This window comes from Methylocapsa sp. D3K7, from assembly GCF_029855125.1.
In the GTDB taxonomy this organism is placed as follows: domain Bacteria; phylum Pseudomonadota; class Alphaproteobacteria; order Rhizobiales; family Beijerinckiaceae; genus Methylocapsa.
In genome coordinates this window covers 3,755,162-3,780,298 of record NZ_CP123229.1, presented here as the reverse complement: position 1 = coordinate 3,780,298, position 25,137 = coordinate 3,755,162, and the positions used below count along the sequence as shown (strand labels likewise).

Here is a 25,137-nt window from a genome sequence, read left to right as displayed (position 1 = left end):
CGCCCTACCGTGCGAAGGTATTGCAGCTATCGATTTCGCCGGATTTGAAGCCCGTGCTCAACCACTGAACGCGCTGCGCCGACGAACCGTGGGTAAAGGAATCAGGCACGGCCATGCCGCGCGAGGCTTTCTGCAAGCGATCATCACCGATCGCCTGAGCGGTCGCGACTGCCGACTCGACATCGCCGGGCTCAATAAAATGCTGCTTTTGTTCTTGATTGGCGGCCCAGACGCCGGCGAGGCAATCGGCCATGAGTTCGACCCGCACCGAGAGATTGTTGGCGGTGCTTTGCTCGCCTTGGCGTGCCGCGCGCTGTTGTGCGGCCTGAACCTTTGGCAAAATGCCCAGAAGATTTTGAACGTGATGGCCAATCTCATGCGAGATGACATAGGCGTAAGCGAAATCGCCACCCCCGCCAAGCCGCCGTTTCATGTCCTGAAAAAACGCCGTGTCGAGATAGACTTTTTGATCGAGGGGACAATAAAACGGCCCCATCGCGGATTGGGCTCCCCCGCAGGCAGAGGCGGTGCTGCCGCTATAGAGAACGAGTTTCGGCTTGACATAGGGAATGCCTTTTTGGGCAGGAAGCACCTCCGCCCACACCGTCTCATTCGCGGCGAGAACAGCGGCGACGAATTGGCCCATGTCGTCGGACGGCGTGCCGGTCCGCCCCGGCTGCGTCGCCGTGGTTTGCGAGCCCGGACGCATCTTGTTGACCATTTCAGCGCCGCCGATCAGCAGCCGCGGATCGATGCCCAGCGCCCAGCCGAGGAGGCCAAGAACAATCACCGTTCCAATGCCGAGACCGCCCTTCCCGGCAAGCGGGCCTTGGCCGCGCCGGTCCTCGACATTGGCCGAGCGGCCAAAATCCTGCCATTTCATGAACGACTTCCTCCCGCCTCGCTTTAACGCACCGCTTGTCCAAAACCGCAAATTACCCCGGACGGCTTGGCCATTCTAGCGCACCGGCGTTTCCTTGCCAGAGTTTGTTGCAATCCGCTTTTTGATGCTTTTGCCGCTCAACCGCCGGTGACACTCATGTGCCGTGCAACCGCTGGCGTGGCGTGATCGCGGCCGATGATGAAATCATGGCCCTTCGGCTTGCGGGCGATGGCGGCATCGAGCGCATCATGCAAGAGTTCGTTGTCCGGCGAAGCGCGAAGCGGCGCCCGTAGATCAGCCGCGTCATCCTGGCCAAGACACATATAGAGGGTGCCGGTGCAGGTCACCCGCACGCGATTGCAGCTTTCGCAGAAATTATGAGTGAGCGGCGTGATAAATCCCAAACGGCCGCCAGTTTCTGCCACTTGCATGTAGCGGGCGGGTCCACCGGTACGATAGCCGTTCTCGCGCAAGGTGAACTGCTCCCTCAGCCGCGCTTCGACGAGGTTTAGAGGCAAAAACTGATCGGCCCGTTCGCTCTCGATTGCTCCAAGCGGCATGACTTCGATGAAGGTGAGATCGAGCCCTCGCCCATGCGCCCATTGCAGCATGGAAACAATCTCGTCCTCATTCGTTCCCTTAAGCGCGACCATATTGATCTTGACTGACAAACCCGCGGCCTGCGCGGCATCGATCCCGGCGAGTGTCTGGGCATAATCGCCCCAGCGGGTGATCTCCTTATATTTGACCGGATCGAGCGTATCGAGCGACACATTGATGCGACGCACACCGGCATCCGCCAGTTCCGTCGCATAGCGGGCAAGCTGAGAGCCATTTGTCGTCAGCGTCAATTCGGAAAGAGCTCCTGACCTAAGATGGCGGCCGAGCGCATGGAACAACCACATGATATCGCGGCGCACCAGCGGTTCGCCACCGGTAATCCGAAGCTTACGGACACCCCTGCTCACAAAGGCCGCACACAGACGGTCGAGTTCTTCCAAGCTGAGCAAATCCCGCTTAGGCAAGAAATTCATGTCTTCCGACATGCAATAGACGCAGCGCATATCGCAGCGATCCGTCACCGAGACGCGCACATAGGTGATGGCGCGCCGAAAAGGATCAACGAGCGGCGCTGAAACAATCGGAGCGTCAACGGCTTCAGATGTCGCGGGCAAGAATTTGGTGACAACACTCATGAATTTATATGTACCTTGTCGCTCACGGGAATTCCAAGGCAAAATGATACATAATGCCGCGCGATCAAAATGCGATTCCTTCACGCTCTTTCAATGGATGGATTTCGTCAGCGGAGGCGGAACGCCGGGAAGCATGAATTCATAAGGTGAAGTAAGGGTCAAGGCAAGGCGATGCTCGAAAATCCAAACGACCGGTGGCCGAACGAGATTCGGCTGACGGATAACGGCCATGTCCTGAAGATCAGATTCGGGGACGGCGCAAGCTATAATCTCTCCGCTGAATATTTGCGTGTGATGAGCCCGAGCGCCGAAGTTCAGGGGCACAGGCGGGAAGACCGGATCACCATTGGCGGCAAACGGCAGTGCGCCATCATCGGAATCGACCCTGTCGGCACCTATGCGGTGCGGCTCACCTTCGACGATATGCACGCGACCGGAATCTTCACCTGGGACTATCTTTACGAACTCGGCTCGCACTTCCCTGGCAAATGGGCGGCTTACGAGGCGGAGCTGAAGGCCAAGGGGCTCAGCCGCGATCGCCCCGGCCAAGCCTGAAAATTTCAGCGCGACACGATCACCCGGGCTCCGACGCTGACCCTTTCGTAGAGGTCGATGACATCCTCATTGGTCATGCGGATGCACCCCGACGATACTGCGCGGCCAATCGTCTGCGGTTCGTTGGATCCGTGGATACGATACAGCGTGCGGCTCAGATACATGGCGCGGGCACCCAGCGGATTGTCTGGTCCCCCCCGCATAAAGCGGGGCAGATCGGGACGCCTGCGGCGCATTTGGGCGGACGGGGCCCAGGATGGCCATTCCCGCTTCATTGAAACCTTGGAGGTGCCGGCCCATTCAAAACCTGGACGTCCCACGCCGATGCCATATTTCATGGCTTGGTTGCCCGGCAAAATAAAGTAAAGACGGCGTTCCCCCGTCGAGACGACAATCGTTCCCGCCGCGTATGGCCCTTCGTAGGTGACGATCTCGCGGGGGGGAGCTGTGGCGCGCGGGCGGACTTCCAGGTCCGACAAAGGCTGCCCTGGCATTTGCGGAAAGCGATAGGCTTGAAGATTGGTGGCGCTTACGGCACTCGGCGCAAGCAAAAGCAAAGCCGCGCCGGTTGCCGCGGCGAGGAACTGACGGCGCATAATTGTTTCCCGGGCGTCGAAAAAACTTGCATTAAGCGAATCAGAGGAGCGATGTGGCCATTTCCAATATTCAGGCCGCCGCCTCATTCTGGCAAGAGGCTAGAGCCAGGCACCACCACGCCAAAAAAGCTCCATTTGGGGGGCACCGGCCGGTGGAAAATCCTGCGCTCCGCGCTTGATGTCTCATCAATTCGCCAGCCGGAGTTTGGAAACTGAGGTCCAGCATGCCTTTCTCGCTCCCCCTTGCGGCGGCTATTTTTTTGACGGTCTGGTTCACCATTCTGTTCGCCGTACTTCCCTTCGGCATCCGGTCGCAGCAAGAATCCGGCGATTTCCCAGCGGGAACCGACCCCGGAGCACCGGTTGCACCCCGAATTCTCGCCAAGGTGATTTGGACGACGCTGATCTCGGCCGTTGTTTTCGCAGGGATCGCGGCGTTTGCCGCCTATATGCGCTAATTTCCTCTCTATTGACCCCCCGAGGCGATGAGGCTACTCAAACCTCGCCCCTTTTGCCTCGCCCTTTTGCCCGCTCGGGGCAACGGTCTTCTGGGAGCGCGTAGCTCAGTTGGTAGAGCATCTGACTTTTAATCAGAGGGTCATGGGTTCGAATCCCATCGCGCTCACCATTAAAATTTAAACGCTCGGTTTCCCGGCGAGACCGATAACTCTGGCCTAGGTGGTTTCTATGGATCTTCGGATTGGCGGTCGTGTAAAATGGGCCTTGGCGGGCCGGTCTCTGGCGGCGTTGCTAGCCTATGACGTCCTGAACCCCTCGGCCTATGCCGCCGCCCAAGACACCAATCTCAACTTGGTCTGCAGTGGGAACAGCTATAAAAAAGACGGCCCGTTTCCGACGCCAGAAACATTCACTCTAAAGATCGATGGGAAGAAGCCGGTTTTCATCGGGGGACCCGGCTCGGAAAAGCCTGTGAAAGCACGCACCATCGCGAGCAACGAGATCCAACTGAAATTCGCGACCGGAAAATTTACAGGCGAATATTTTAATTTCACTGGCGATCTATTCTTGATCCATAACGACGGACGCCTGACCCGGTTGATGTGCAAGCCATCCTAATGGCGCCCTCCGGTTCCGCGACACTCGGAAGCCAGTAAACCAGCAAGCGCTGCCACCGATCGTCAATGCGATGTGGCGCTCGTCCGGCTTGGCATTATTTGATCAATCTTATCTAGCAATTCTTGGAGATCGACCAGCATTTCACATGTGTCGGGAGTCGCCGCCCCCTTTGCTTCCTGATCCTCGAGTTCGGCGATCCGCTGGCGCAGGGTTTCGATCAGAGTGGCGGGGGGCCTTTTGGCATCGATGTTCATCATCACTAGGACTTTCTGTCATCGCGTGCGCCGCTCTGAAAGCTGCGGCATTTCCGCAGTGAATAATGACTAATAATAAATTACAATAATTCGTAGCATTGTCAAGCTGTAGATTCTATAATACTATTTCGCAGAAGGCTACATCACGCGCATCCGACAAACGGATGATACGGAGTGCCTAAACTCCGCGCACCATGCCAAGGAATTCTTCGCGCGTGCGGGGATCGTCGCGGATTACGCCAAGCAAACGGCTCGTGGTCAGGGTAGATCCAAGTGTGTTGACGCCGCGCAATGTCATGCAGCTGTGCTCGGCCTCGATCACCACGCCGACGCCCTGCGGCTCGAGAATATCCTGGACGGCTTCGGCGATCTCGGCGGTCAGTTTTTCCTGGATTTGCAAACGGCGGCCGAACCCATGCACCACCCGCGCCAGCTTGGAGATGCCGACAACCCGGTTTGTCGGCAGATAACCGACATGCGCGCGGCCAATCACCGGCAGCATATGATGCTCGCAAAAGCTGACTACGCGGATGTTTTTCAGCACCACCAGTTCGTCATAACCGCCGACTTCTTCGAAGGTACGCTTGAGGTAGTCCCTGGGATCGGTGGCATAGCCTGCGAACAACTCGCGGTAGGAGCGCGCGACCCGCGCCGGGGTGTCGATCAGTCCCTCGCGGCCCGGATCGTCGCCAGCCCACTCGATGAGCACTTTGACAGCTGCTTCGGCATCGGCCTGGGTCGGTTTCGCCATCCTTCTCACTCCGTGTCTTCTTTCTCAGGATAAATATCGGCTGGCCGTGTGGCGCTCTTATCACGCTGTGACGCCCGCGTCATTCACATGTCATTTGGGGGGACTGGTGCGCCGCCTTGTCAGCTCTATATTGGACGCAAGGACCCCGCGAGACGTTCACGCCGTTCTTCCGGCCGGCGTTGATCTCTGAAATGGTTAGGCAAGGAGAAAGCTCTATGGCGCGCAGTCTCAAGCATGAACGTCGATTGCTCAATGCCGACGAACAGAGCCTTGTCGAGAAAACCCATCACCCGGCATTGGGGCAGTTGCCCGAGCCGGTTTTGACCGAGCTGCGCAAACTCGTGCGCGAGCGGCGCGACCGCGCGCAAACAATCGCCGCGCGCCAGCGCCGGGAGTTGCGCGGCAAGGCGGCTCCGCAAGGGGTCCGCGCCGCCACCGGCAATGAAGGGACGCGGGAAAAACGGGACCTTCTCGCTGCGGCTTTGCAGCGGCTGAACAAGGAGGTTTCTCGCCGCGAAGCGAAAGCCGCCCGCGATGATCTGATCGGCAGCGCCAAGCGGGCGCTCGAGCTTCGCCGGACAGCGGGATCGAACATTCCACAGCCGCCCTCCGGACGCACCGCCAACGAAGGAATAAAGCCGAAGGACGCGCCGCCCTACAAGTTGCGCAATCCAGCCAAACTCGGCGCGGTCAGTCAGCACAATAAAAATATGCAGGCGAAGCGTGATTCGAAATAATCGGCATCATCCCGCGAGGGCCTTAGGACAAATACGGATAAGGCGGCGCGCCAAGCGATGCCAGCTCGGCGTCACTGAATAGGCGGCTGCGAGTCAAAAATCGCACCCCCTCCGGCGCCTCGACTGAAAACCCGCCGCCACGGCCTTTGACGACATCGATGATCAGTTGGGTGTGCGCCCAATATTCGAATTGCGCGGCGCCAATATAAAAGGGACAGCCTGCGATCTCGCCCAAAAATACGTCGCTTGGCCCGGTACGAAATTCGGCCTTTGGGAAACACATGGGCGAGCTGCCGTCGCAACAGCCGCCCGACTGATGAAACAGCAGCGCCCCATGTTTCTCCGTGAGGCGCGCGATGAGCTGTTCCGCGCTTGGCGTCGCAACGACTCGCTCGACCATCACAAACTCCGGTTTCAGAAAAAACCCGCTGCCTTCGGGCTGTAGCTAACGAGAAGATTTTTGGTCTTCTGGTAATGGTCAAGCATCATCTTATGATTTTCCCGCCCAATGCCCGATTGCTTATAGCCGCCGAAGGCCGCGTGCGCCGGATAAAGATGGTAGCAATTGGTCCACACCCGCCCGGCTTGCAGCGCGCGGCCAAACCGGTAGGCCCTCGTGCCGTCGCGCGTCCAGACTCCGGCGCCAAGACCATAGAGAGAGTCATTGGCGATCGCGAGCGCCTCCTCGTCGTCCTTGAATTTTGTGACGGAAAGGACAGGCCCAAAGATCTCCTCTTGGAAGATCCGCATTTTGTTGTGGCCTTCAAGTATCGTCGGCTGCACATAATAGCCGCCGGAAAGCTCCGCCCCTACTTCGGCGCGGGCACCGCCGGTTAGAACCTTGGCGCCTTCCTGGCGGCCGATATCGAGATAGGAGAGAATCTTTTCGAGCTGGTCGTTGGAGGCTTGCGCGCCGACCTGGGTCGCCGGATCGAGCGGATTGCCCTGCTTCATCGCTTTGACGCGACGAATCGCCCGTTCCATGAAGCGATCGTAAATTTTCTCATGGACCAGGGCCCGCGACGGACAGGTACAGACCTCACCCTGATTGAAGGCAAACATTGCGAAGCCTTCGAGCGCCTTGTCGAGAAAATCATCGTCTTGCGCGGCGACATCCTCGAAAAAAATGTTGGGGGATTTGCCGCCCAGTTCCAGCGTCACGGGAATGATATTTTCCGAGGCATATTGCATGATGAGGCGGCCGGTCGTCGTCTCGCCGGTGAAGGCGACCTTGGCGATTCGCTTGCTCTGAGCCAGTGGCTTGCCCGCCTCGGCGCCAAAGCCATTGATGACATTGAGGACGCCTGGCGGCAAAAGATCGCCGATCATGTCCATGAGGACCATGATGCTCATCGGCGTCTGCTCGGCCGGTTTCAAAACGACGCAATTCCCCGCGGCCAGCGCTGGCGCGAGTTTCCATACCGCCATCAGGAGCGGAAAATTCCACGGGATGATTTGCGCCACGACGCCAAGCGGCTCATGGAAATGATAAGCTACCGTATCATGGTCGATCTCGCCTATGCTGCCTTCTTGCGCCCTAATGCAGCCGGCGAAATAGCGGAAATGATCGATCGCCAGCGGCAGATCGGCGGCCTTGGTTTCGCGGATCGGCTTGCCATTGTCGATCGTCTCGACCAGGGCCAGAAGATCGAGCTTCTGTTCGATCCGGTCGGCGATCCGCAAAAGCGCGAGCGAGCGCTCCGCTGGAGAGGTGCTTCCCCAGGCCTCTCGCGCCGCATGCGCGGCATCAAGGGCCAATTCCACATCCTCGGCCGTGGAGCGGGCGATCGTGCAAACCACGTGACCGTCGATTGGCGAAATATTCTCGAAGGTTTGGCCTTTGACCGCCGGAACCCATTTGCCGCCAATAAAATTGTCATAATGCGGTCTAATCGCAATCTGATTGGCGATGTCGGCCAGAATCTTATCGACCATCCTTGCCTCCCTGATATTATTAGACGGCCGCTGGGGGCGGGCGTAAGGGAGTTTCTCGATAGATCCTCCCCGGCGGCGATGCCTGGCTTTGCCAGTCCTTACCGGCTTGTAGATCTAGCGCTTTTCCGGCGCTTGGGAAGGATTTATTTTTCCGACTGGCGTTATGCGAAATCGCTTGTCAGAGCCAGACGCGGCACATTAGCCGGTTGGACGATTACCTGGCTTTGGCGCTGTTCTGCATCTAACATCAAAGCATGGGCTGATCCATATCAATGTCCTCTTGCCGCAGCGCAATATGATGTCCCACATGCCGCAGCATCCGCTTGTCCTAGAGATCACGCTTGTCTTGACCATAAAACTGATCGTCATCCTAGCTGCGGCTCTCTTCGTGTTCAGTCCCAGGCAGCGGCCAAGGATCGATGCGGCAAGCATGCAGGAACATTTGATCGGCGCCGCGACGGAAAAGCAGCCAAGGAGCATTTCACCATGAGCACTGCGATGGACGTTGTGCAGCTCTCTAGGCTGCAATTTGGCTTGACCGCTCTTTACCATTTTCTGTTCGTGCCCTTGACGCTCGGCCTCTCGATTCTGCTCGGCATTATGGAGAGCGTATATGTCATGACCGGCAAGGAGGTCTGGCGCCAGGCAACCAAGTTCTGGGGGGTGCTGTTCGGCATCAATTTCGCCATGGGCGTTGCCACCGGCATCACCATGGAATTCCAGTTTGGAATGAACTGGGCCTACTACAGTCACTATGTAGGTGACATCTTTGGGGCACCGCTGGCGATCGAAGGATTGATGGCCTTTTTCCTTGAAGCCAGTTTCGTTGGACTGTTCTTTTTCGGCTGGGACCGCTTGTCGAAAGTCGCGCATCTCGCCGTCACTTGGCTCGTCGCGATCGGCTCCAATCTTTCGGCGCTCTGGATTCTGATCGCCAACGGCTGGATGCTGCATCCCGTCGGCGCCCATTTCAATCCGGACACGATGCGGATGGAAGTCACCGACTTCGGCGCGATCATCTTCAACATTGTGGCGCAGGAAAAATTTGTTCACACGGTGAGCGCTGGCTATGTCACCGGCGCGATGTTCGTCGCATCCGTGAGCGCGATCTATCTGCTGCTTGGCAAGCATATCGAGATCGCGTGGCGCTCGCTGACGGTCGCGGTGAGTTTCGGCCTCGCCTCCGCTCTCTCGGTGGTGGTGCTCGGTGACTCGAGCGGATATACCGCCACCGAAAATCAAAAGATGAAAATCTCTTCGATCGAAGCGATGTGGGAGACCGAGCCGCCACCCGCATCCTTCACGCTTTTTGGGTTTCCCAACCAGGCCGAACACCGGACCGATTACGCTGTGCGCATCCCTTGGGTGCTTGGTCTCATCACAACCCATTCGCTTGATGAGAAAGTCCCGGGCATCACGGAACTGGTTCAGCGCAACCAGGACCATATTTGGTCCGGGCTTCTTGCGTACTCCGCCCTCGAAAAATTGCGAACCGACAAGACTGATGTGAACGCTAGGGCTCAGCTCGAGCAGTACGCCGACGATCTCGGCTATGCGCTTCTTCTCAAGAAAATCCGCCCCGATATTGAGAAGGCAACTGAAGCTGAAATCAAAGAGGCCGCCTGGAGCACGGTGCCGCCCGTGGCATTGCTCTTTTGGTCGTTCCGTCTCATGGTTGGGCTTGGTTTTTACTTTATCTTTTTATTCGGCCTTGCCTTCTATCTCATATCGACGGGACCTATTCTGCGAACGCGCTGGTTGCTTTGGGCTTTGGCGTTCACCCTGCCGCTCCCTTGGATCGCCGCCGAATCGGGCTGGATCGTCGCGGAAGTCGGCCGCCAGCCATGGGTGGTCGAAGGCGTGCTGCCGACGTTTCTTGCGGTATCGAACATTTCCGCAAGCAATGTTCTCGTAACCCTCTTCGGCTTCATCGGCTTTTATTCGGCACTCCTCCTTGTCGAAATTTATCTCATGATCAGGGCCATTCGTCTTGGCCCAGGAGACATCGCGCCGGAGCCTCGCGCCCAAACACTAGCTGCCCCCAACGCCGCGGAATAGGCTTCAAAGGAGCGCACCATGCTGGACTATGAAATCTTGCGCCTGATTTGGTGGCTGTTACTGGGCACCTTGCTGATCGGTTTCTCTGTCATGGATGGTTTCGATATCGGCGCCGCCATGCTGTTGCCCTTCGTCGCGCGGACCGATAACGAACGAAGGCTCGTCATGAACACGATTGGCCCCGTCTGGGAAGGCAATCAGGTTTGGCTGATCCTTGGCGCGGGTGCCATCTTCGCCGCTTGGCCGATGCTCTATGCGGTCGCCTTCTCCGGCTTTTATCTCGCCATGTTCCTCGCGCTCGCCGCGTTGATTTTACGTCCCGTGAGTTTCAAATTTCACTCCGAGGTCGAACATCCGCTCTGGCGCTCTTTCTGGGACTTCGCTTTATTTATCAGTGGAACGGTTCCCGCTTTGATTTTCGGCGTTGCGGTTGGCAATGCGCTGCAGGGCGTTCCGTTTCGCCTCGATGGCGCATTGCGCATGACCTATGAGGGTGATCTGTTGGGCCTGCTCAATCCTTTCGCGCTGCTGTGCGGCCTTGTGAGTTGCGCCATGCTTGTCATGCATGGCGGCGCCTATCTCGCGCTCAAGGCGGGGCCGCCCGTGGCGGATCGCGCCGCTGCCTATGCGCGCTTCGCCGCCATCCTCCTTCTGGCGCTGTTTATCATTTGCGGAGTCTACGTGTGGGTTGGCTTGGAAGGGTACAAAATCACGAGTGCTCTCGTGCACAATGGTCCCTCGAATCCCTTGCTGAAGACGGTCGCGCGCGTGCCACGCGGATTGCTCTCGAATTATGCGACGCATCCCTGGATGCTGATTGCACCGGCGTTGGTTTTTGCAGGCGCCGGTTTGACGATTGTTCTTTTGCGCGGTCAGCGAGTGGGACTCACATTGATCGCAAGCGGCGTCGCTGTGGCTGGTGTGGTTGCCACCGCAGGGCTGAGTTCGTTTCCATTCTTGCTTCCCTCTTCGCTCGATCCCAATGCAAGCCTCACCGTTTGGGACAGTTCCTCGAGCCGCACGACCTTGCTGATCATGCTTGTCGCAACCTTGATCTTCCTGCCGATCGTTCTGGCCTATACGGCTTTCATTTATCGCGTGCTGCGCGGCCGCGTGACGATGGCCTATGTCGAGGACAATAGCTCAACCCTTTATTGATCGCGACAGATAAAGACGGAGTCTTTGCATGTGGTATTTTTCTTGGGCGCTTGGGGTTAGCTTCGCGATCTCTTTCTCGATCATCAACGCGCTCTGGCTTGAGCAGAAGGACTTGGCCTCGGCCGAACGCGCGGTCAGCACCGAGGAGGGTGAATAAGCTTACCTCAGTTTCCATCATACTCGGCAAAGCAGTCTTGCGTCTCGAACACGACGACGCTCGTAAGCTGCGGCAGCGCCGCCTTTGTCCGCTCCCAGATCCAGATCGCGATATTTTCCGCCGTCGGATTTTCAAGCCCCTCGATATCGTTCAGATAGTAATGATCGAGACGATCAAGCAACGGCTGGAAAACGGTTTCGATCGCAAGGAAATCCACGACGAAGCCGGTGACCGGATCGACAGGACCGTCAAGCCGCAACTCCACGCGATAGGAGTGTCCGTGCAGCCGACGGCAGCGATGCCCATCGGCGACATTCGGCAAAACATGTGCCGCCTCGAAACGGAAGGCTTGCGAAATTCTCACACACAAACTTTCATGGAATGCCGGTGATCTTATGGGTTTGCAGGCTGAGCCGCCAGCGCGGATGATCGAGACAATAGGCGATCGCCGCAGCCGTATTGGCAGCCCGGTTGTCGCCATCCATCGGCTGCAACCAGAAATGCGAGAAGGCGAGATCGCTTAACATATCCGGCAACAGACCCTTCTGCGGAAAAACCAGCTTCAACTCGGACCCCGCCTTGGCGACGAGCGGCGCACCAGCCTTGGGGCTGACGCAGAGCCAGTCGAGACCGGGCGGCGGCGCCAAGGTGCCGTTGGTTTCGACCGCGATTTCAAACCCCCGCGCATGGACGGCGCTAATCAGCGCGGCATCAAGCTGCAACAAAGGTTCACCGCCGGTGAAGACGGCGAAACGATCGGTTTGGCCGGCGGCCCAGCTCCGTTCGATGGCCCCGGCAAGAGCCTCGGCGTCGAGAAAGCTTCCACCGCCAGCTCCGTCCGTGCCAACAAAATCGGTATCGCAAAAGCCGCAAACGGCATCAGTACGATCTCTTTCCTGACCCGACCAGAGATTGCAGCCCGAGAAACGGCAAAATACGGCGGCTCGCCCGGCCTGTGCGCCTTCGCCCTGCAAAGTGAGGAATATTTCCTTCACCGCATATTTGCCCATCTCATTGTCCCAATACCGGCTCGTCAAACTGCGGTAGCAACCCGGCGAATTTTAGCGATGGTCGCGTTGTATGTGATGCACGCCCCGTTTGTCGCGAGCGAGCAAGATTTCTGAGCAATTTTCAAGCAAAAAGGGCCCCATCCGAGGCCCTTTTAGAATTCTGCCCGAAATTGGCGGTCAGATCGTTTCCGTGATCCATCTTTTCAATTCGCTTTTCGGAGCGGCGCCAACCTTGGTGGAGGTCATCTTGCCATCCTTGAAAAGCATCAATGTCGGGATGCTGCGAATACCATAGCTTCCGGCAACGCCAGGATTCTCGTCAACATTCAGTTTGGCGATCGTTACCTGGCCCTTCAATTCCGCCGCGATTTCTTCCAGCACCGGCCCGATCATCTTGCACGGCCCGCACCACTCGGCCCAAAAATCCACGACGATCGGGCCGCTCGCCCCGACGACTTCGGATTTGAAATTCGTATCGGTCACTTTGACGGTGGACATGGCCATCTCTCGTAAAATTCCGGCACGGGGACTCGCGCGGCTCCTAGCAAAGTAAGAAGGCGTAAGGCTTGCGTCAAGGCGCGCGGCTGCACCTTGATCCCTGGTCACTCGGCGGCGAGCTCCTCGCGGTCGAGGACCGCGAGCGCCGCGTCCAAATCCGCGATGAGATCGGCCGCGTCCTCGAGCCCGGCCGAAAGGCGCAACAGCCCCTCCCCTACGCCCAAGGCGGCCTTTGCCTCCGGCGTCAGCCGTTGATGCGTCGTCGTCGCCGGATGGGTGATGAGGCTTTTCGCATCCCCGAGATTGTTGGCGATGGTGATAAGGGAAAGCTGATTGCCGACGGCATAGGCCGCGGGCTTGCCACCAGCCACCTCGAAGGCAACGAGAGTGCCGCCGCCCATCATCTGCCGTTTGACCAGTTCGGCCTGCGGATGATCCGGCCGGCCTGGATAGCGAACTTTCAGGATATGGCGGTGGCCGCTGAGAAAATCGGCGATCCGCGCGGCGGTCAGGGTTTGCTGCTGAATGCGCAAGGCAAGCGTTTCAAGCGATTTCAAGAACACCCAGGCATTGAAAGGCGACAAGCACGGCCCGGTTTGCTTGTAAAAATTATGGATCTCGTTTTCGATCAGATCACGACTGCCGAGAATGATTCCGCCAAGACATCGGCCATGCCCATCAATATGCTTGGTGGCCGAATAGACGACGCAATCGGCTCCATGCTGAAGGGGTTTTTGCAAAATTGGCGTCGCGAAAACATTGTCGACGACGAGACGGGCGCCATGTTCATGCGCGATCTTCGAGATCGCCGCCAGATCATAGACTTCAAGGCAAGGATTGGTCGGCGTTTCGAGAAACAGCAGCTTCGTTTGCGGCCGCATGGCGGCCCGCCACTGGGAAAGATCCGTGCCATCGACAAGCGTCGAGGCAACACCAAAGCGCGGCAGCAAATCCTCGACCACGTAGAGACAGGCCCCAAACATGGCTTTCGCCGCGACCACATGATCGCCAGCCTTGAGCTGTGCCATAAGCGCCGTGGTGACCGCGGCCATGCCGCTCGCCGTCGCGCGCGCCGCTTCTGCGCCCTCGAGCAAAGCCATGCGCTCCTCGAACATGGCGACGGTGGGATTGGAATAACGGGAGTAAACGAAACCTGGCTCGGCACCTTTCATCCGCGCCTCTGCCGTTTCCATGTCGGGATAGGCGAAGCCCTGGGTCAGAAACAAGGCCTCGGAGGTTTCGCCAAACTGCGAGCGGGTGGTGCCGCCATGGACGAGCTGGGTCGCCGGATGCAGGTTTTTTAGGTCAGGCTTTTGCCTGGGAGGGTTCATCCCGGTCTCCTTGTCACGGCCGGTAGGGCGGCGGCGGACAGCACGCGCGCCAAGCCGAACTGCAGCTAACTTAGCCGTTTGCCTCGGATTTTGGGGCATGCGATTGCACTCCCTCCTTGCTTACCCTTGGATGGCGTGCATCTCAAGGATGGGAAACGCATTATTTTCATCGAAACCCGGAAAAAGAAAAAATCTCTACCGACAATCCGCGAAGATCAATTTAAGCTTATCGTTGCCCTGTCCCATGAGGCTTTCGATGAGTTTCGTTCGTTCCGCGATGGATCCCTTGTTCCCTCCCATGTCAGGCGAGTCCAGCCCACTTCTGGCCGCGAGCGACTTCGGCAGCCAGTTCGGCCTGCTCCCGCGCGAAAAGATCGAGCTGATGGTGCGGCGCAAAATGATTTCGAGCCTGGAGCTCGAAGATGCGCAGTTCCAGCCAGCGAGTCTCGACCTTCGCTTGGGCGCCAAAGCGTATCGCGTCCGTGCGAGCTTCCTGCCGGGCGCAAACTATTCCGTGCAGGATCGCTTCAATGCCTTGAAGAGTGTCGACGACGAAATTAGCCTCGATGGTAAGGGGGCCGTACTGGAACGTGGTTGCGTTTATGTGATCCCACTGCTTGAACACCTGAAGCTGCCCGACAGCATTTCTGCAATCGCCAATCCTAAAAGCTCAACCGGGCGCCTCGATATATTCACCCGCCTTATCACTGACAAATCGGACGTATTCGACCGCGTTGCACGCGGCTACGAGGGGCCGCTCTACGCCGAGGTCTCGCCGCGGAGTTTCAGCGTGCGGGTGCGCAAGGGCTCGAAGCTCAATCAGATCCGGTTCCGCAGGCTTGCCTCGTCACAACTCACGGGCAGTGACTTTGCTCTCAAGGAAAGGGAGCTCCATGAACGCCACGCAAAAACCCCGCTCGTAGACGGCGACGATTTGGAGTTGCGACAAAATGGGCTGGTGCTTCGCGTTGGCTTGGCCACCGAACCGGCCGACGGGATCATCGGCTACAAGGCGCAGAAGCACGCTGATATTCTCGACGTGGAGCGCACCGACTACAATATTGCCGATTATTGGGTGGAGGTTAGGGCGCGGCGGGACAAAAGGCTGATCCTTGACCCGGATGAATTCTACATTCTCGCTTCGCGGGAACGGCTCCAAATCCCCCCAGATCTTGCCGCCGAAATGGTTCCGATTGATCCCGCGATGGGGGAATTCCGGGTCCATTACGCGGGCTTTTTCGATCCTGGTTTTGGCGCCGGGACCAACAACCGTCCCTCGGCCCGCGCCGTATTGGAAGTCCGCAGTTACGAGGTGCCGTTTTTTCTGGAGGATGGACAAGTGATCGGCCGTCTGGTCTATGAGAAGATGGCTGAGGCGCCGCAACTTCTCTATGGCGCGACATCGGTCTCGAATTACCAGGGTCAGGGGCTCAAGCTCTCCAAGCATTTTAGGGTGGCTTGAAGCCTGAAGCCAATAGCCCCGGATTTATAGCCGTTGCCCGAGTGTACGTGACAGAACCGCATTCCCGCGCTATTTTTCCAAGAGAAGAAAAAGCAAGCATAGGAAATATGCAAGTTTCCAGGCGGATTGCATGGCGGCGGACGCCGAAATCGAACTTAAATTCCTGATCGCGGAAAATGACTCGGCCAAGATCAAGGCCCTGGTTTCAGCGGCCGCCGGATCAAATCAGCCATCCCATCAACGGCTTCGCGCGCTCTATTTCGATACGCCAAATGGCGACCTCTGGAAGCACGGTTTCACGCTGCGGGTGCGTTCGAACGGAACCAGCCACGTCCAGACCGTAAAGCAGTTGACTTCCTCCAGTGTCGACCGCGGCGAATGGGAAGCGGAAACCGCGGGCCCGGAACCCGATCTCGGCCTTCTCAAAAACACCCCACTCGCGCGCCTCGCCGCCAAATCCTCGATCCGGCAAGCCCTCAGAGCCGCATTCGAAGTGAACGTCGAACGCACGGTCTATCTCATCACGGCTCGCGGCGGCGTCATTGAAGCCTCGCTGGATCGGGGCGCGATCGAAGCTCATGGCGAAAAGCTTGGAGTGCGCGAACTCGAACTCGAATTGAAGAGCGGTGAACACCATCACTTATTCAACCTTGCCCGCTCCTTCGTGGCGCAGGCGCCGCTCCATCCAAGCCTTATCAGCAAAGCCGAACGGGGCCATCTTTTTGCCAGGGGTTCCTGGGGCCGCCCAACGAAAAGTTCAAAGCCGCGCCTTAACAGGGAGATGACGTGCGAACAGGCATTCCAGCAAATCGGCCAAGCCTGTCTGCGTGATTTTCATTTGAATATGCTTGGCCTGGAAAAGCTTAAAAATGCTGAGGCGATTCATCAAGGACGCGTCGCAGTCCGGCGCCTTCGTGCCGCCATGACGCTTTTTAAGCCCATGGTCTTTGACATCGCCTACCGTAGGCTTCGCGGCGAACTGCAATGGCTGGCGCGAATGCTCGGCGCGGCGCGAGACCGGGATGTTCTACGGGCAAACTTGCTGGAGCGAGCCACGGGGGACGACGAGGCATGCGCGCAGGCCAGTGAGCTTGCCAGCCTTTTTGAAGCCGAGCGACTGCGTGCCCGTCAAGCCGCCGTCGAAGCCTTGGACAGCGAACGCGGGCGGATTTTGCTGCTCGATCTCGCACTGTGGATTGAGGATGGGCGGTGGAAAAGGCAGCCTTCCGGCATTACCAAAGAACCAATCCAAAGCTTTACCGGCCTCCGCTTGAGAAAGCGCCACAAGAAGCTCATAAGGCTAGGTGCGTATCTCGCCCACCTCGCGCCAGGACCCCGCCACAAAGTTCGCATAGAAGCGAAAGAACTGCGCTACATGGCGGATTTCTTTGCCGATTGTCCGGGGATCGTGCGTGATCACAAGAGCTTAAAAAAGCTCATTGATTGTTGCGAAAAAATGCAGAGCGCACTCGGTGTGATCCGCGACGAGGAGGCGATCGCCGAATTCATGGAGCGCGAAGTTTGGGGGCATGCCGCCGCCGATACCGAAGCGAAACCCGCAAGCTCAGAAGCATCGCGATCGAAGGCGGATACAAAACGGGAACTAAAAAAGGCAGTACGTGCCTATTCAAAATTGGCTGAGATCGATGCCTTTTGAGGTTTGGCGTACCCGACTGTCCTGCCTGGGCGGTTGTATGGCTGCAGAGAAGGAGCTTACTGCTCCCGCATTCGGTATCAAACCGCTTGCGCCTATTGACAGCGGGCCGCGATCCGGCAATCTCACAGGTCATGTTGCGTTGCGCAATATATTGCCGAATGCCAAAGTTTAGGGTGAAGCGCAAGTTTAGATGTGGAAATTGCATCGCGCCAAGGAACCTGTAACGCGGCCTGTCGTGCCAGACGGGCTTCGAATCTATGCCGTCGGAGACGTCCACGGCAGGGCGGATTTGCTCAAAAAATTGTTCGCGCGGATCGACGCCGACCTGCAAGAGGACCCGATAGCCGAACCCATCCATGTCTTTCTGGGCGACTACATCGACCGGGGGCGTGATTCGGCGGCCGTTCTGGATTTGCTGATCGAACGTGCCGGCGCCCATAAAATGACGTTTCTCAAGGGCAACCATGAGTTATATCTCACGGAATTCCTCGAAAATCCTCGGATTCTCAGCGCTTGGGCGCAGTATGGAGCGTTGCCGACGCTCTCTTCATACGGGCTGACACCCACCATAAATGCCAATTTCCAACAACAAGTGGAACTCGCCGCACGGCTTGGCGACGCCATGCCAGACAGTCATCGTCACTTTCTTACCAACCTGAAGCCGTGTTTTGTCTGCGGGGATTTCTTTTTTGTCCATGCGGGCGTAAGGCCTAGCACGCCCTTGGCGCGCCAGGTCGAAGACGATCTTTTCTGGATAAGGGATGATTTCTTGCTACATGAGGAGCCATTCGAGAAAATTATCGTGCACGGCCACACGCCGGTGCGGGAACCGGATGTGCGGAAAAACCGCATCAACATTGACACGGGTGCCTATGCCACGGGGCGCCTAACGTGTTTGAAGCTTGAACAGGACAAGATTCTTTTCATTTGAACAATATCCGGTTTGGCTGGGCCCGATGTTGCTCTAAAGTCCCGGCAGTAAAGCTCCACTTGCCCAGTTCCCCTCGAACTCATTTGGATTCCCGGTTCAGATATCATGCCCATATCAGACTCAGCTCGTTCCCTATTCAGCACTCTCCACGCAAGATTGAATTTTATGCTATCGACGCCAGCCAGAAGAGCGCGCTCGGCGTTCCTGGCGCTCGGCACGGCTCTCGGACTTTCCGGAGTTTGGCTGGCTGTCCCGGATTTGCTTAGCCCAAAGTCAATCGGCTTGCCATTCGATCCCGACACTGCTGAATCCGCCGCAACGCACCGGACTGGCGCGCTCATGGCAGCGGAACTCGGCCTCGTCAGGGGCGATCTTTGGGCCAAGGCGGCGTTCACGGGGGCGCCCTTCCTCTGGACCGCTCGTCCAGCGAACCTTGATCCGGCCGAGCTGAAGCAACTCGCGCGGGTCAGGAACACCACGGAGACGGCTTTGGCTCTCGCGCCGATCAACGGTGCCGCATGGCTCTTTTTGGCCAAGCTTCCGGCCGTATCTCCGGAGGCCGAGAACCGTGTCGGCAATCTCCTTGAAATGTCCTATTTCACCGCGCCCAGCGCACCGGAACTTGCCCTCTCGCGCATCCAGCGGGCGGTGACCTCGAGCGCGCTCGCCAACAAGGACCTCCAAACATTTGTCAGCGGCGATTTAAGGGAGATTTTGGGGCGCGGGCCGCAATTTCAGCAAGCGATCATTGCCGCCTATCGCGACGCCCTGCCGCAGAATCAAGCGGTTTTCGAATCGCTTATCGCCGACGCCGATCCGGCCGTCGCGCAGATGCTGCACTCCAACCCGCCCAAATGAGACGCCTCCAGCGGATTTGAAGCTGTGCCTTGAAACCGGCATCAAATTCGCTTGGTCCTCAAGCCCTTGGATTTGACGATTTCAGGGCAGAGCACCGTCTTTTCGCCCCCGCCCATTCCGCACCAGCCTAAGGCAGTCATAATGAAGAAAGTCAAAGTTGAAAATCCGGTTGTCGAGCTCGATGGCGACGAAATGACCCGGATTATTTGGCATTATATCCGCGACAAGCTCATTCATCCCTATGTCGATCTTACGATCGACTATTATGATCTTTCGATCGAAAATCGTGACGCCACGAACGATCAGGTGACTGTGGATGCCGCCAATGCCATCAAAAGGCATGGGGTTGGCATCAAATGCGCCACGATCACTCCCGATGAAGCTCGGGTTCAAGAATTTAAACTAAAGCAGATGTGGAAATCGCCAAATGGCACAATTCGCAACATTCTCGGCGGTGTCATTTTCCGGGAACCCATTATTTGCCAGAATGTTCCGCGCCTCGTCCCAGGCTGGACCCGCCCGATCGTCATCGGCCGCCATGCTTTTGGCGATCAATATAGCGCCACCGATTTCAAGATCCCCTGCAAAGGCCGGCTCACCATAAAATTCGAAGGCGAGGACGGCACCGTCATCGAACGGAAAATCTACGATTATCCCGGGCCGGGGGTTTCCCTGTCGATGTACAATCTCGACGAATCGATACGCGATTTCGCGAGAGCCTCGATGAACTATGGGCTTGCCCGGAAATATCCCGTCTATCTCTCCACCAAGAATACGATTTTGAAGGCCTATGACGGCCGCTTCAAGGATTTGTTCCAGGAGGTTTATGAGCGCGAGTTCAAATCAGAGTTCGGCGAAGCCGGCATCACTTATGAGCACCGGCTGATCGACGACATGGTGGCCTCTTCGCTGAAATGGTCCGGCGGCTATGTTTGGGCCTGTAAGAACTATGATGGCGACGTTCAGTCCGATACCGTCGCGCAAGGTTTCGGATCACTTGGCCTGATGACGTCAGTGCTCATGAGCCCCGACGGCAATACGGTCGAAGCCGAGGCCGCGCATGGGACCGTGACACGGCATTACCGGGAACATCAAAAAGGCAAGGAAACATCGACCAATTCGATCGCTTCGATTTTTGCCTGGACACGCGGATTGGCACATAGGGCAAAACTCGACGCCAACGCCGAACTTGCAAAGTTCGCGGAAATGCTCGAAGTCACCTGCGTCGCAACAGTGGAGTCCGGCTATATGACGAAGGATTTGGCGCTTCTGATCGGTGCCGACCAGCGTTGGTTGTCGACGACGGGCTTCCTCGATAAGATCGACGAAAATCTGCGCATTCGCGTGAGCGGCGGCTGAGGCCCATGGTGCCATCGCTGCCTGTCCAATCTTGAATTTCGCAAGTCTTTGTGTCTCTCTCCTTTCCGCATGATCCTGCTCAAGAAGGCACCAACTTATTGGGATCATGCTCCCGGCCAATTGACAATAGCAACAGCCCAATGGCGCTCATGAAAGTCCTTCGCTTTGCCGCTTGCGCATTCGGGCTTTTCATGTCCGGCATCCTTTGTCCGGCGTATGGACGCGACAAGGTTGTCAACGTCTATGGGTGGAACGATTTCCTCGATCCTAAGGTCATCGAAGACTTCACCAAGGAGACGGGGATCAGGGTTGCCTATGATACCTTCCCTTCGGCCGAGGAACTTGAGACCCGGCTCGCCGCCGGGCAAACCGGCTTCGACGTCGCCATTGTTCCAGGACGCGTCCTGCAGCGGCAGATCGCGACGGGGCTTTATCTCCATCTCGACAAAACCAGACTTCCGAATAGCAAGACGCTCTGGCCTCAGATCATGGCGCTTCTCACAGCCTATGATCCCGGCAACCAATACGCCGTCAATTATATGTGGTATACTGCGGGTATTGCCTACAACGTCGATAAGGCTACGGAAGTTTGGGGCGGCGCCCCCGCAGCTCCAGCGCTCGCATCTCCGGCCACGCCCCCCCCAACTCCCTTGCTCGATTCCTGGAGCATTCTGTTCAAACCAGAAAATTTGAAGAAGTTTTCCAGCTGTGGCGTCGATATTCTGGATAATCCTGAAATCTTGTTCGGGATTGCATTGCAATATCTAAGACTCGATCCCGCCTCGATCCGGCCGGCCGATTTGAAGCGTGCCGCCGATCTTTTGAGCGGGATTCGACGGGACACGAAAAAATTCGACTCGCTTGAATACACCGATACGCTGGCGAACGGCGACATTTGCCTTGCGGTTGGCACTTCCGAAGACAGTTTCCGCGCCCGCGACCGCGCCAAAGAGGCAGAAAACGCGGTCGATATCGATTATGCAATACCCAAGGAAGGCGCCCCGGTCTTACTCGACAATCTCGCAATTTTGCGCGATGCGCCCCACGTCGAGGAGGCCTATGCCTTTATCGACTTCCTCTTGCGGCCAGCCATCGCCGCCCGTAATACGAATTTCACCCGCCTCGCCAACAGTGTCCCGGTATCGAAAGCGGTGATTGACAAAACCATTTCGGGCAACCCGTCGATTTACCCCGACGACGCTGTCATGCAACGGCTCTTCGCTCCAGGAAGCCGCGACCCGGCGGCACAAAAGCTGATCGCTCGTGAATGGACCCGGATAAAAACAGGCAAATGAGCATGATGAATGCGGAACGCGAGCATTTGCTTTCCAAAAATTTCGATTTTGCCGGTTCCAAAGCAAGATCCGCCAAAACATTGTATGAGGTGCGGTCTGGATGGCGGCCGCCCGCGCGGTCAATTGAACGGGTGGCGTGAGCGATGAAAATTTTGGCGGGCAACTCGAATAGAGCCCTGACAGAGGCGATCGCGGCTTATCTCGGCATTCCCCTGACCAAATGCCAGGTTCGCCGTTTCGCCGACATGGAGATTTTCGTCGAAATCCAGGAGAATGTGCGCGGCCAGGATACCTTCGTGGTGCAATCGACGTCCTATCCGGCGAATGATCATCTGATGGAAGTCTTGATCATGACCGATGCGTTGCGGCGTGCTTCGGCCCGCAGGATTACCGCGGTGATTCCCTACTTCGGCTACGCCAGGCAGGATCGCAAACCCGGTCCGCGCACCCCCATTTCAGCCAAGCTCGTCGCCAATCTCATTTCGCGTGCCGGGGCCGACCGTGTTCTCACGGTGGATCTGCATGCGGGCCAGATTCAGGGCTTTTTCGACATCCCCACCGACAATCTCTACGCCGCTCCGGTTTTGGTCCGCGACATCAAGGAGCGGTTGCAACTCCACAACGTCATGGTGGTGTCCCCTGACGTTGGCGGCGTGGTGCGCGCCCGTGCCTTGGCAAAACGCATCGACGCGCCTCTCGCCATCGTCGATAAGCGGCGCGAACGCGCGGGCGACTCCGAAGTCATGAATATCATCGGTGAAGTCGACGGGAAGATCTGCATCCTGGTCGACGACATCGTCGATTCGGGAGGCACCCTGTGCAATGCCGCCGATGCCTTGCTGAGTGAGGGCGCCCAAGAAGTTTACGCCTATATCACGCATGGTGTTCTTTCAGGCGGAGCGGTGGCGCGCATTGCCGCCTCGCGGCTGAAGGAACTCGTTCTCACCGATACAATTCAGGCAACCGAAGCGATTCGGGTTTCCAACAACATTCGAGTTGTTTCGATCGCGCCTTTGATTGGAGAGGCAATCGCCCGGACCGCCAAGGAAGAGAGCGTTTCGAGCCTTTTCGATTAGCTCGTGCTGGCAATTAACCGACAACTGGGAGCCGCTGCGGCCTGCAATCTATAGCTGGCATGAAACATGCTTCTTTTTAACGGTGTGATCTAAAATCATTGCGAATTTTCGTGAATGGCAGAGATGCGTCCTAAAAAATTTGGCTGATATGACGCTTTTTTTCGCGCCCCCGCGTTTTATATTAGATATTTTAAGAGATTGACTTAATCTATTAAGTATATAGGATTAATGGATATTAACAAGTGGCCAAAGGGAACGACTATGCCCGACGCTTATGTCATTGAAGTTGGCGGACGCACGGCTGGAATTGTGGCGCGTGATTCAAATAGCCGTATCTTCAATTTTTTTTCCGCCTCGCGCGCCTTTAACGTCATGGAAGGCCAGCGGTTTCCGGACCCCCTTACGGCCGAAAGGATGGCGCGGACGCTCGCCAAAAATGGCAGTCTGCCGCGCCAATATAAGTTGGCAAACTCCCGCCAAGACGCTGCGCCACGCCGATTTGGTTAAGGCACAAATCCCCGGAAGAGCGGGATCGTCCCTGCCATCCATGGCCGCGCATCCCAACGGCCAACGGCGTCCATCACTTCTAAAAGAGTACTCCTCAGCCAGGGCGTCGCCCACTGCACTCCTCATCGCTACAAGGGGACCGTCTTCAAAAATCGGTGAGCCTTGGGAATGCTCAGTTTGGCTTTAGTCTTGCCGCATTGCGTGCGTATTTGGCTAAAATCGAGCGTGTGTGGCGGCGGCCTTTGTCGCAAGCTCGTCCCTGAAGCCATATCCGGAGCAGCCGTACAAAATGTTGCCCCTGCTCAAGCCCCGACGGAACGCGTGGGTGGGCTTTTCTCTGTGTCTGAGCCTGGCACTGACAAATTGCACGGTAGGACCCGACTATCTTCGCCCTGCAGCACCCGTTCCAGTGGCTTATAAGGAACTCAAGGGCTGGAAACGCGCGGTGCCGCGCGATGATCGCGACCGCGGTCCCTGGTGGGTGGTGTTCAAGGACAAGAAGCTGGACGGTTTGGAACCGCAAATCGCGATTTCCAATCAGACCGTTGCCGCCTCGGAGGCCGCGTACCGGCAATCGCTCGCCCTCATTAAGGAAACGCAGGCGGGCCTGTTTCCCACCATCACTGTCAATTACAATCCGACGGGATTTCATGACGGAGCTTCGGTGGCCGGTGGCAGCGGCGGCGTTTCTACCACGCGCGCAATCTCGACGCTGTCCGCGAACGCCACCTGGGATCTCGATCTGTGGGGAGAAATCCGCCGCACAATCGAAAGCGACGTTTCCGGCGCCCAAGTCTCCGCCGCGGACATCGCCAATGCCAAGCTCTCCACCCAATCGCTCCTTGCCACTGCCTATTACAATCTGCGCTCGGCAGATGCCCTGCAGGCATTGCTCGACCGGTCGGTCAATGCTTTCCGGCGGACTTTGGCGATCACCCAAAATCAATATGCGGCCGGCACGGTCTCGAAGGCCGACGTCGCCACAGCTCTCGCGCAGGTTCTGAATACGCAGTCGCAGGCGATCAATGTCGGCATCCAGCGGGCGCAGTTCGAACATGCGATCGCTGCTTTGATTGGCAGGCCTCCGGCGGAATTGGCCATCCCTGCGTCGCCTCTCGGATACAAACTTCCTGATATCCCGGTAAGCATTCCGTCGGCACTTCTCGAACGGCGTCCGGATATCGCAGCGGCCGAGCGGGCCATGCAGCAGCAAAATGCCCTTATCGGCGCCGCCATAGCTCTTTATTATCCCGACGTGACCCTTTCCGGCCTCTTCGGTTTCATGGGAAGCGGCGCGCTCGCGCTGTCGCTCGCCAATGAAGTTTGGACGGTTGGCGCGACTGCCGTGCAAACAGCCTTCGATGCCGGTCTGCGCGATGCACAAGTCGAGGCGGCAATGGCGGCCTATCAACAAAGCGTCGCCAACTATCGGCAAGTGGTGCTGACGGCTTTTCAGCAGGTGGAAGATCAGCTCGCCGCTGTGCGCATCCTGGCGCGCCAGCAAATCGTCGCCGACGGGGCCGTCAAGGCGGCTCAGGTGGAGCTTGACACGCTCCTCAACCAATATCGCGCTGGCACGGTGGCCTTCACTGCGGTCGTGGTCGCACAAGCGACCTTGCTGAGCGACGAGCAGTCAGCGCTCGCGGTCCGGCAAAACCGGTTTCTCGCCACGGTCGCCCTTATCGAGGCGCTCGGCGGCGGCTGGGACGCCACAGAACTGCCAAACGACATCGAGCTCGAGACATTAAATCCCATCATCCCAAGACTTTAACGATAATTTCGCAGCGGATACATCA

Annotated in this window: 28 protein-coding genes and 1 tRNA gene; 18 read left to right on the top strand and 11 right to left on the bottom strand. The window is 57.5% G+C overall.

The window, feature by feature from the left end; translation table 11 throughout:
* Positions 1-4: 4 nt before the first annotated feature.
* Entirely contained in the window at positions 5-883 is an 879-nt protein-coding gene (locus QEV83_RS17720) for a neutral zinc metallopeptidase (RefSeq protein ID WP_280128977.1), read from the bottom strand.
* A 137-nt stretch (positions 884-1,020) separates the two neighbouring features.
* Positions 1,021-2,079 (bottom strand): GTP 3',8-cyclase MoaA, encoded by a 1,059-nt coding sequence (gene moaA, locus QEV83_RS17715; protein ID WP_280128976.1) that lies wholly within the window; start codon positions 2,077-2,079, stop codon positions 1,021-1,023.
* Positions 2,080-2,250: 171 nt separating this feature from the next.
* Here moaA and QEV83_RS17710 point away from each other — a divergent pair, with 171 nt between their 5' ends.
* Positions 2,251-2,634: a DUF971 domain-containing protein gene (locus QEV83_RS17710; RefSeq protein ID WP_280128975.1), complete on the top strand. Its 384-nt coding sequence runs from the start codon at positions 2,251-2,253 to the stop codon at positions 2,632-2,634.
* A 5-nt stretch (positions 2,635-2,639) separates the two neighbouring features.
* Here QEV83_RS17710 and QEV83_RS17705 read toward each other — a convergent pair whose 3' ends face one another.
* Positions 2,640-3,128 (bottom strand): L,D-transpeptidase, encoded by a 489-nt coding sequence (locus QEV83_RS17705; protein ID WP_280131128.1) that lies wholly within the window; start codon positions 3,126-3,128, stop codon positions 2,640-2,642.
* A 326-nt stretch (positions 3,129-3,454) separates the two neighbouring features.
* Between QEV83_RS17705 and QEV83_RS17700 the strand changes: the two genes are divergently transcribed.
* From QEV83_RS17700 to QEV83_RS17690, 3 genes are all read left to right on the top strand, one after another.
* Entirely contained in the window at positions 3,455-3,688 is a 234-nt protein-coding gene (locus QEV83_RS17700; protein WP_280128974.1) for a DUF1467 family protein, read from the top strand.
* 94 nt (positions 3,689-3,782) lie between these two features.
* Positions 3,783-3,858 (top strand) — tRNA-Lys (locus tag QEV83_RS17695).
* 59 nt (positions 3,859-3,917) lie between these two features.
* A complete protein-coding gene (locus QEV83_RS17690) occupies positions 3,918-4,307 on the top strand; it encodes a hypothetical protein (protein ID WP_280128973.1) in 390 nt (129 codons plus the stop codon).
* A 62-nt stretch (positions 4,308-4,369) separates the two neighbouring features.
* Here QEV83_RS17690 and QEV83_RS17685 read toward each other — a convergent pair whose 3' ends face one another.
* Positions 4,370-4,564, bottom strand: a complete 195-nt coding sequence (locus QEV83_RS17685) for a hypothetical protein (protein WP_280128972.1) — start codon at positions 4,562-4,564, stop codon at positions 4,370-4,372.
* A gap of 175 nt (positions 4,565-4,739) precedes the next feature.
* A complete protein-coding gene (folE, locus tag QEV83_RS17680) occupies positions 4,740-5,312 on the bottom strand; it encodes a GTP cyclohydrolase I FolE (protein WP_280128971.1) in 573 nt (190 codons plus the stop codon).
* A 215-nt stretch (positions 5,313-5,527) separates the two neighbouring features.
* On the opposite strand from folE, the gene QEV83_RS17675 reads away from it, so the two are divergent.
* Entirely contained in the window at positions 5,528-6,049 is a 522-nt protein-coding gene (locus tag QEV83_RS17675; RefSeq protein WP_280128970.1) for a hypothetical protein, read from the top strand.
* Positions 6,050-6,071: 22 nt separating this feature from the next.
* Here QEV83_RS17675 and QEV83_RS17670 read toward each other — a convergent pair whose 3' ends face one another.
* The gene (locus QEV83_RS17670) at positions 6,072-6,449 is read right to left on the bottom strand and encodes a DUF779 domain-containing protein (protein WP_280128969.1); all 378 of its coding nucleotides are present in this window, start codon (positions 6,447-6,449) and stop codon (positions 6,072-6,074) included.
* A 14-nt stretch (positions 6,450-6,463) separates the two neighbouring features.
* A complete protein-coding gene (gene adh, locus QEV83_RS17665) occupies positions 6,464-7,984 on the bottom strand; it encodes an aldehyde dehydrogenase (protein ID WP_280128968.1) in 1,521 nt (506 codons plus the stop codon).
* Positions 7,985-8,291: 307 nt separating this feature from the next.
* Between adh and QEV83_RS17660 the strand changes: the two genes are divergently transcribed.
* From QEV83_RS17660 to cydX, 4 genes are read left to right on the top strand one after another with little or no spacing between them, the layout of a single operon-like run.
* The gene (locus tag QEV83_RS17660) at positions 8,292-8,474 is read left to right on the top strand and encodes a hypothetical protein (RefSeq protein WP_280128967.1); all 183 of its coding nucleotides are present in this window, start codon (positions 8,292-8,294) and stop codon (positions 8,472-8,474) included.
* On the top strand, positions 8,471-10,042 hold the full coding sequence (locus QEV83_RS17655; RefSeq protein ID WP_280128966.1) for a cytochrome ubiquinol oxidase subunit I: 1,572 nt from the start codon (positions 8,471-8,473) through the stop codon (positions 10,040-10,042). Before QEV83_RS17660 ends, QEV83_RS17655 begins: the two co-directional genes overlap by 4 nt.
* Positions 10,043-10,060: 18 nt before the next feature.
* Positions 10,061-11,200, top strand: coding sequence for a cytochrome d ubiquinol oxidase subunit II (gene cydB, locus QEV83_RS17650; RefSeq protein WP_280128965.1), 1,140 nt, complete (start codon positions 10,061-10,063; stop codon positions 11,198-11,200).
* Between the two features lie 28 nt (positions 11,201-11,228).
* Positions 11,229-11,357, top strand: a complete 129-nt coding sequence (cydX, locus tag QEV83_RS17645; RefSeq protein ID WP_280128964.1) for a cytochrome bd-I oxidase subunit CydX — start codon at positions 11,229-11,231, stop codon at positions 11,355-11,357.
* 7 nt (positions 11,358-11,364) lie between these two features.
* Here cydX and queD read toward each other — a convergent pair whose 3' ends face one another.
* From queD to metZ, 4 genes are all read right to left on the bottom strand, one after another.
* The gene (gene queD, locus QEV83_RS17640; protein WP_280128963.1) at positions 11,365-11,721 is read right to left on the bottom strand and encodes a 6-carboxytetrahydropterin synthase QueD; all 357 of its coding nucleotides are present in this window, start codon (positions 11,719-11,721) and stop codon (positions 11,365-11,367) included.
* A 10-nt stretch (positions 11,722-11,731) separates the two neighbouring features.
* A complete protein-coding gene (gene queE / locus QEV83_RS17635) occupies positions 11,732-12,367 on the bottom strand; it encodes a 7-carboxy-7-deazaguanine synthase (RefSeq protein WP_280128962.1) in 636 nt (211 codons plus the stop codon).
* A gap of 177 nt (positions 12,368-12,544) precedes the next feature.
* A complete protein-coding gene (gene trxA / locus QEV83_RS17630) occupies positions 12,545-12,865 on the bottom strand; it encodes a thioredoxin TrxA (RefSeq protein ID WP_280128961.1) in 321 nt (106 codons plus the stop codon).
* A gap of 104 nt (positions 12,866-12,969) precedes the next feature.
* Complete coding sequence (gene metZ, locus QEV83_RS17625) at positions 12,970-14,196, bottom strand: O-succinylhomoserine sulfhydrylase (protein ID WP_280128960.1); 1,227 nt, start codon at positions 14,194-14,196, stop codon at positions 12,970-12,972.
* A 382-nt stretch (positions 14,197-14,578) separates the two neighbouring features.
* Here metZ and QEV83_RS17620 point away from each other — a divergent pair, with 382 nt between their 5' ends.
* From QEV83_RS17620 to QEV83_RS17580, 9 genes are all read left to right on the top strand, one after another.
* A complete protein-coding gene (locus tag QEV83_RS17620; protein WP_280131127.1) occupies positions 14,579-15,658 on the top strand; it encodes a 2'-deoxycytidine 5'-triphosphate deaminase in 1,080 nt (359 codons plus the stop codon).
* A 130-nt stretch (positions 15,659-15,788) separates the two neighbouring features.
* Complete coding sequence (locus QEV83_RS17615; RefSeq protein ID WP_280128959.1) at positions 15,789-17,315, top strand: CYTH and CHAD domain-containing protein; 1,527 nt, start codon at positions 15,789-15,791, stop codon at positions 17,313-17,315.
* Positions 17,316-17,505: 190 nt separating this feature from the next.
* Complete coding sequence (locus QEV83_RS17610) at positions 17,506-18,246, top strand: metallophosphoesterase family protein (protein WP_280128958.1); 741 nt, start codon at positions 17,506-17,508, stop codon at positions 18,244-18,246.
* Between the two features lie 165 nt (positions 18,247-18,411).
* On the top strand, positions 18,412-19,104 hold the full coding sequence (locus tag QEV83_RS17605) for a hypothetical protein (RefSeq protein ID WP_280128957.1): 693 nt from the start codon (positions 18,412-18,414) through the stop codon (positions 19,102-19,104).
* 141 nt (positions 19,105-19,245) lie between these two features.
* Positions 19,246-20,463 carry an NADP-dependent isocitrate dehydrogenase gene (locus QEV83_RS17600; protein WP_280128956.1) on the top strand — a complete coding sequence of 406 codons (1,218 nt, stop codon included), beginning with the start codon at positions 19,246-19,248 and terminating at the stop codon, positions 20,461-20,463.
* A 149-nt stretch (positions 20,464-20,612) separates the two neighbouring features.
* Positions 20,613-21,758, top strand: coding sequence for an extracellular solute-binding protein (locus QEV83_RS17595; protein WP_280128955.1), 1,146 nt, complete (start codon positions 20,613-20,615; stop codon positions 21,756-21,758).
* Between the two features lie 143 nt (positions 21,759-21,901).
* Positions 21,902-22,834 carry a ribose-phosphate pyrophosphokinase gene (locus tag QEV83_RS17590; RefSeq protein ID WP_280128954.1) on the top strand — a complete coding sequence of 311 codons (933 nt, stop codon included), beginning with the start codon at positions 21,902-21,904 and terminating at the stop codon, positions 22,832-22,834.
* Between the two features lie 261 nt (positions 22,835-23,095).
* Positions 23,096-23,341, top strand: coding sequence for a hypothetical protein (locus tag QEV83_RS17585; protein ID WP_280128953.1), 246 nt, complete (start codon positions 23,096-23,098; stop codon positions 23,339-23,341).
* A gap of 325 nt (positions 23,342-23,666) precedes the next feature.
* Positions 23,667-25,112 (top strand): efflux transporter outer membrane subunit, encoded by a 1,446-nt coding sequence (locus QEV83_RS17580; protein ID WP_280128952.1) that lies wholly within the window; start codon positions 23,667-23,669, stop codon positions 25,110-25,112.
* Positions 25,113-25,137: the final 25 nt, after the last annotated feature.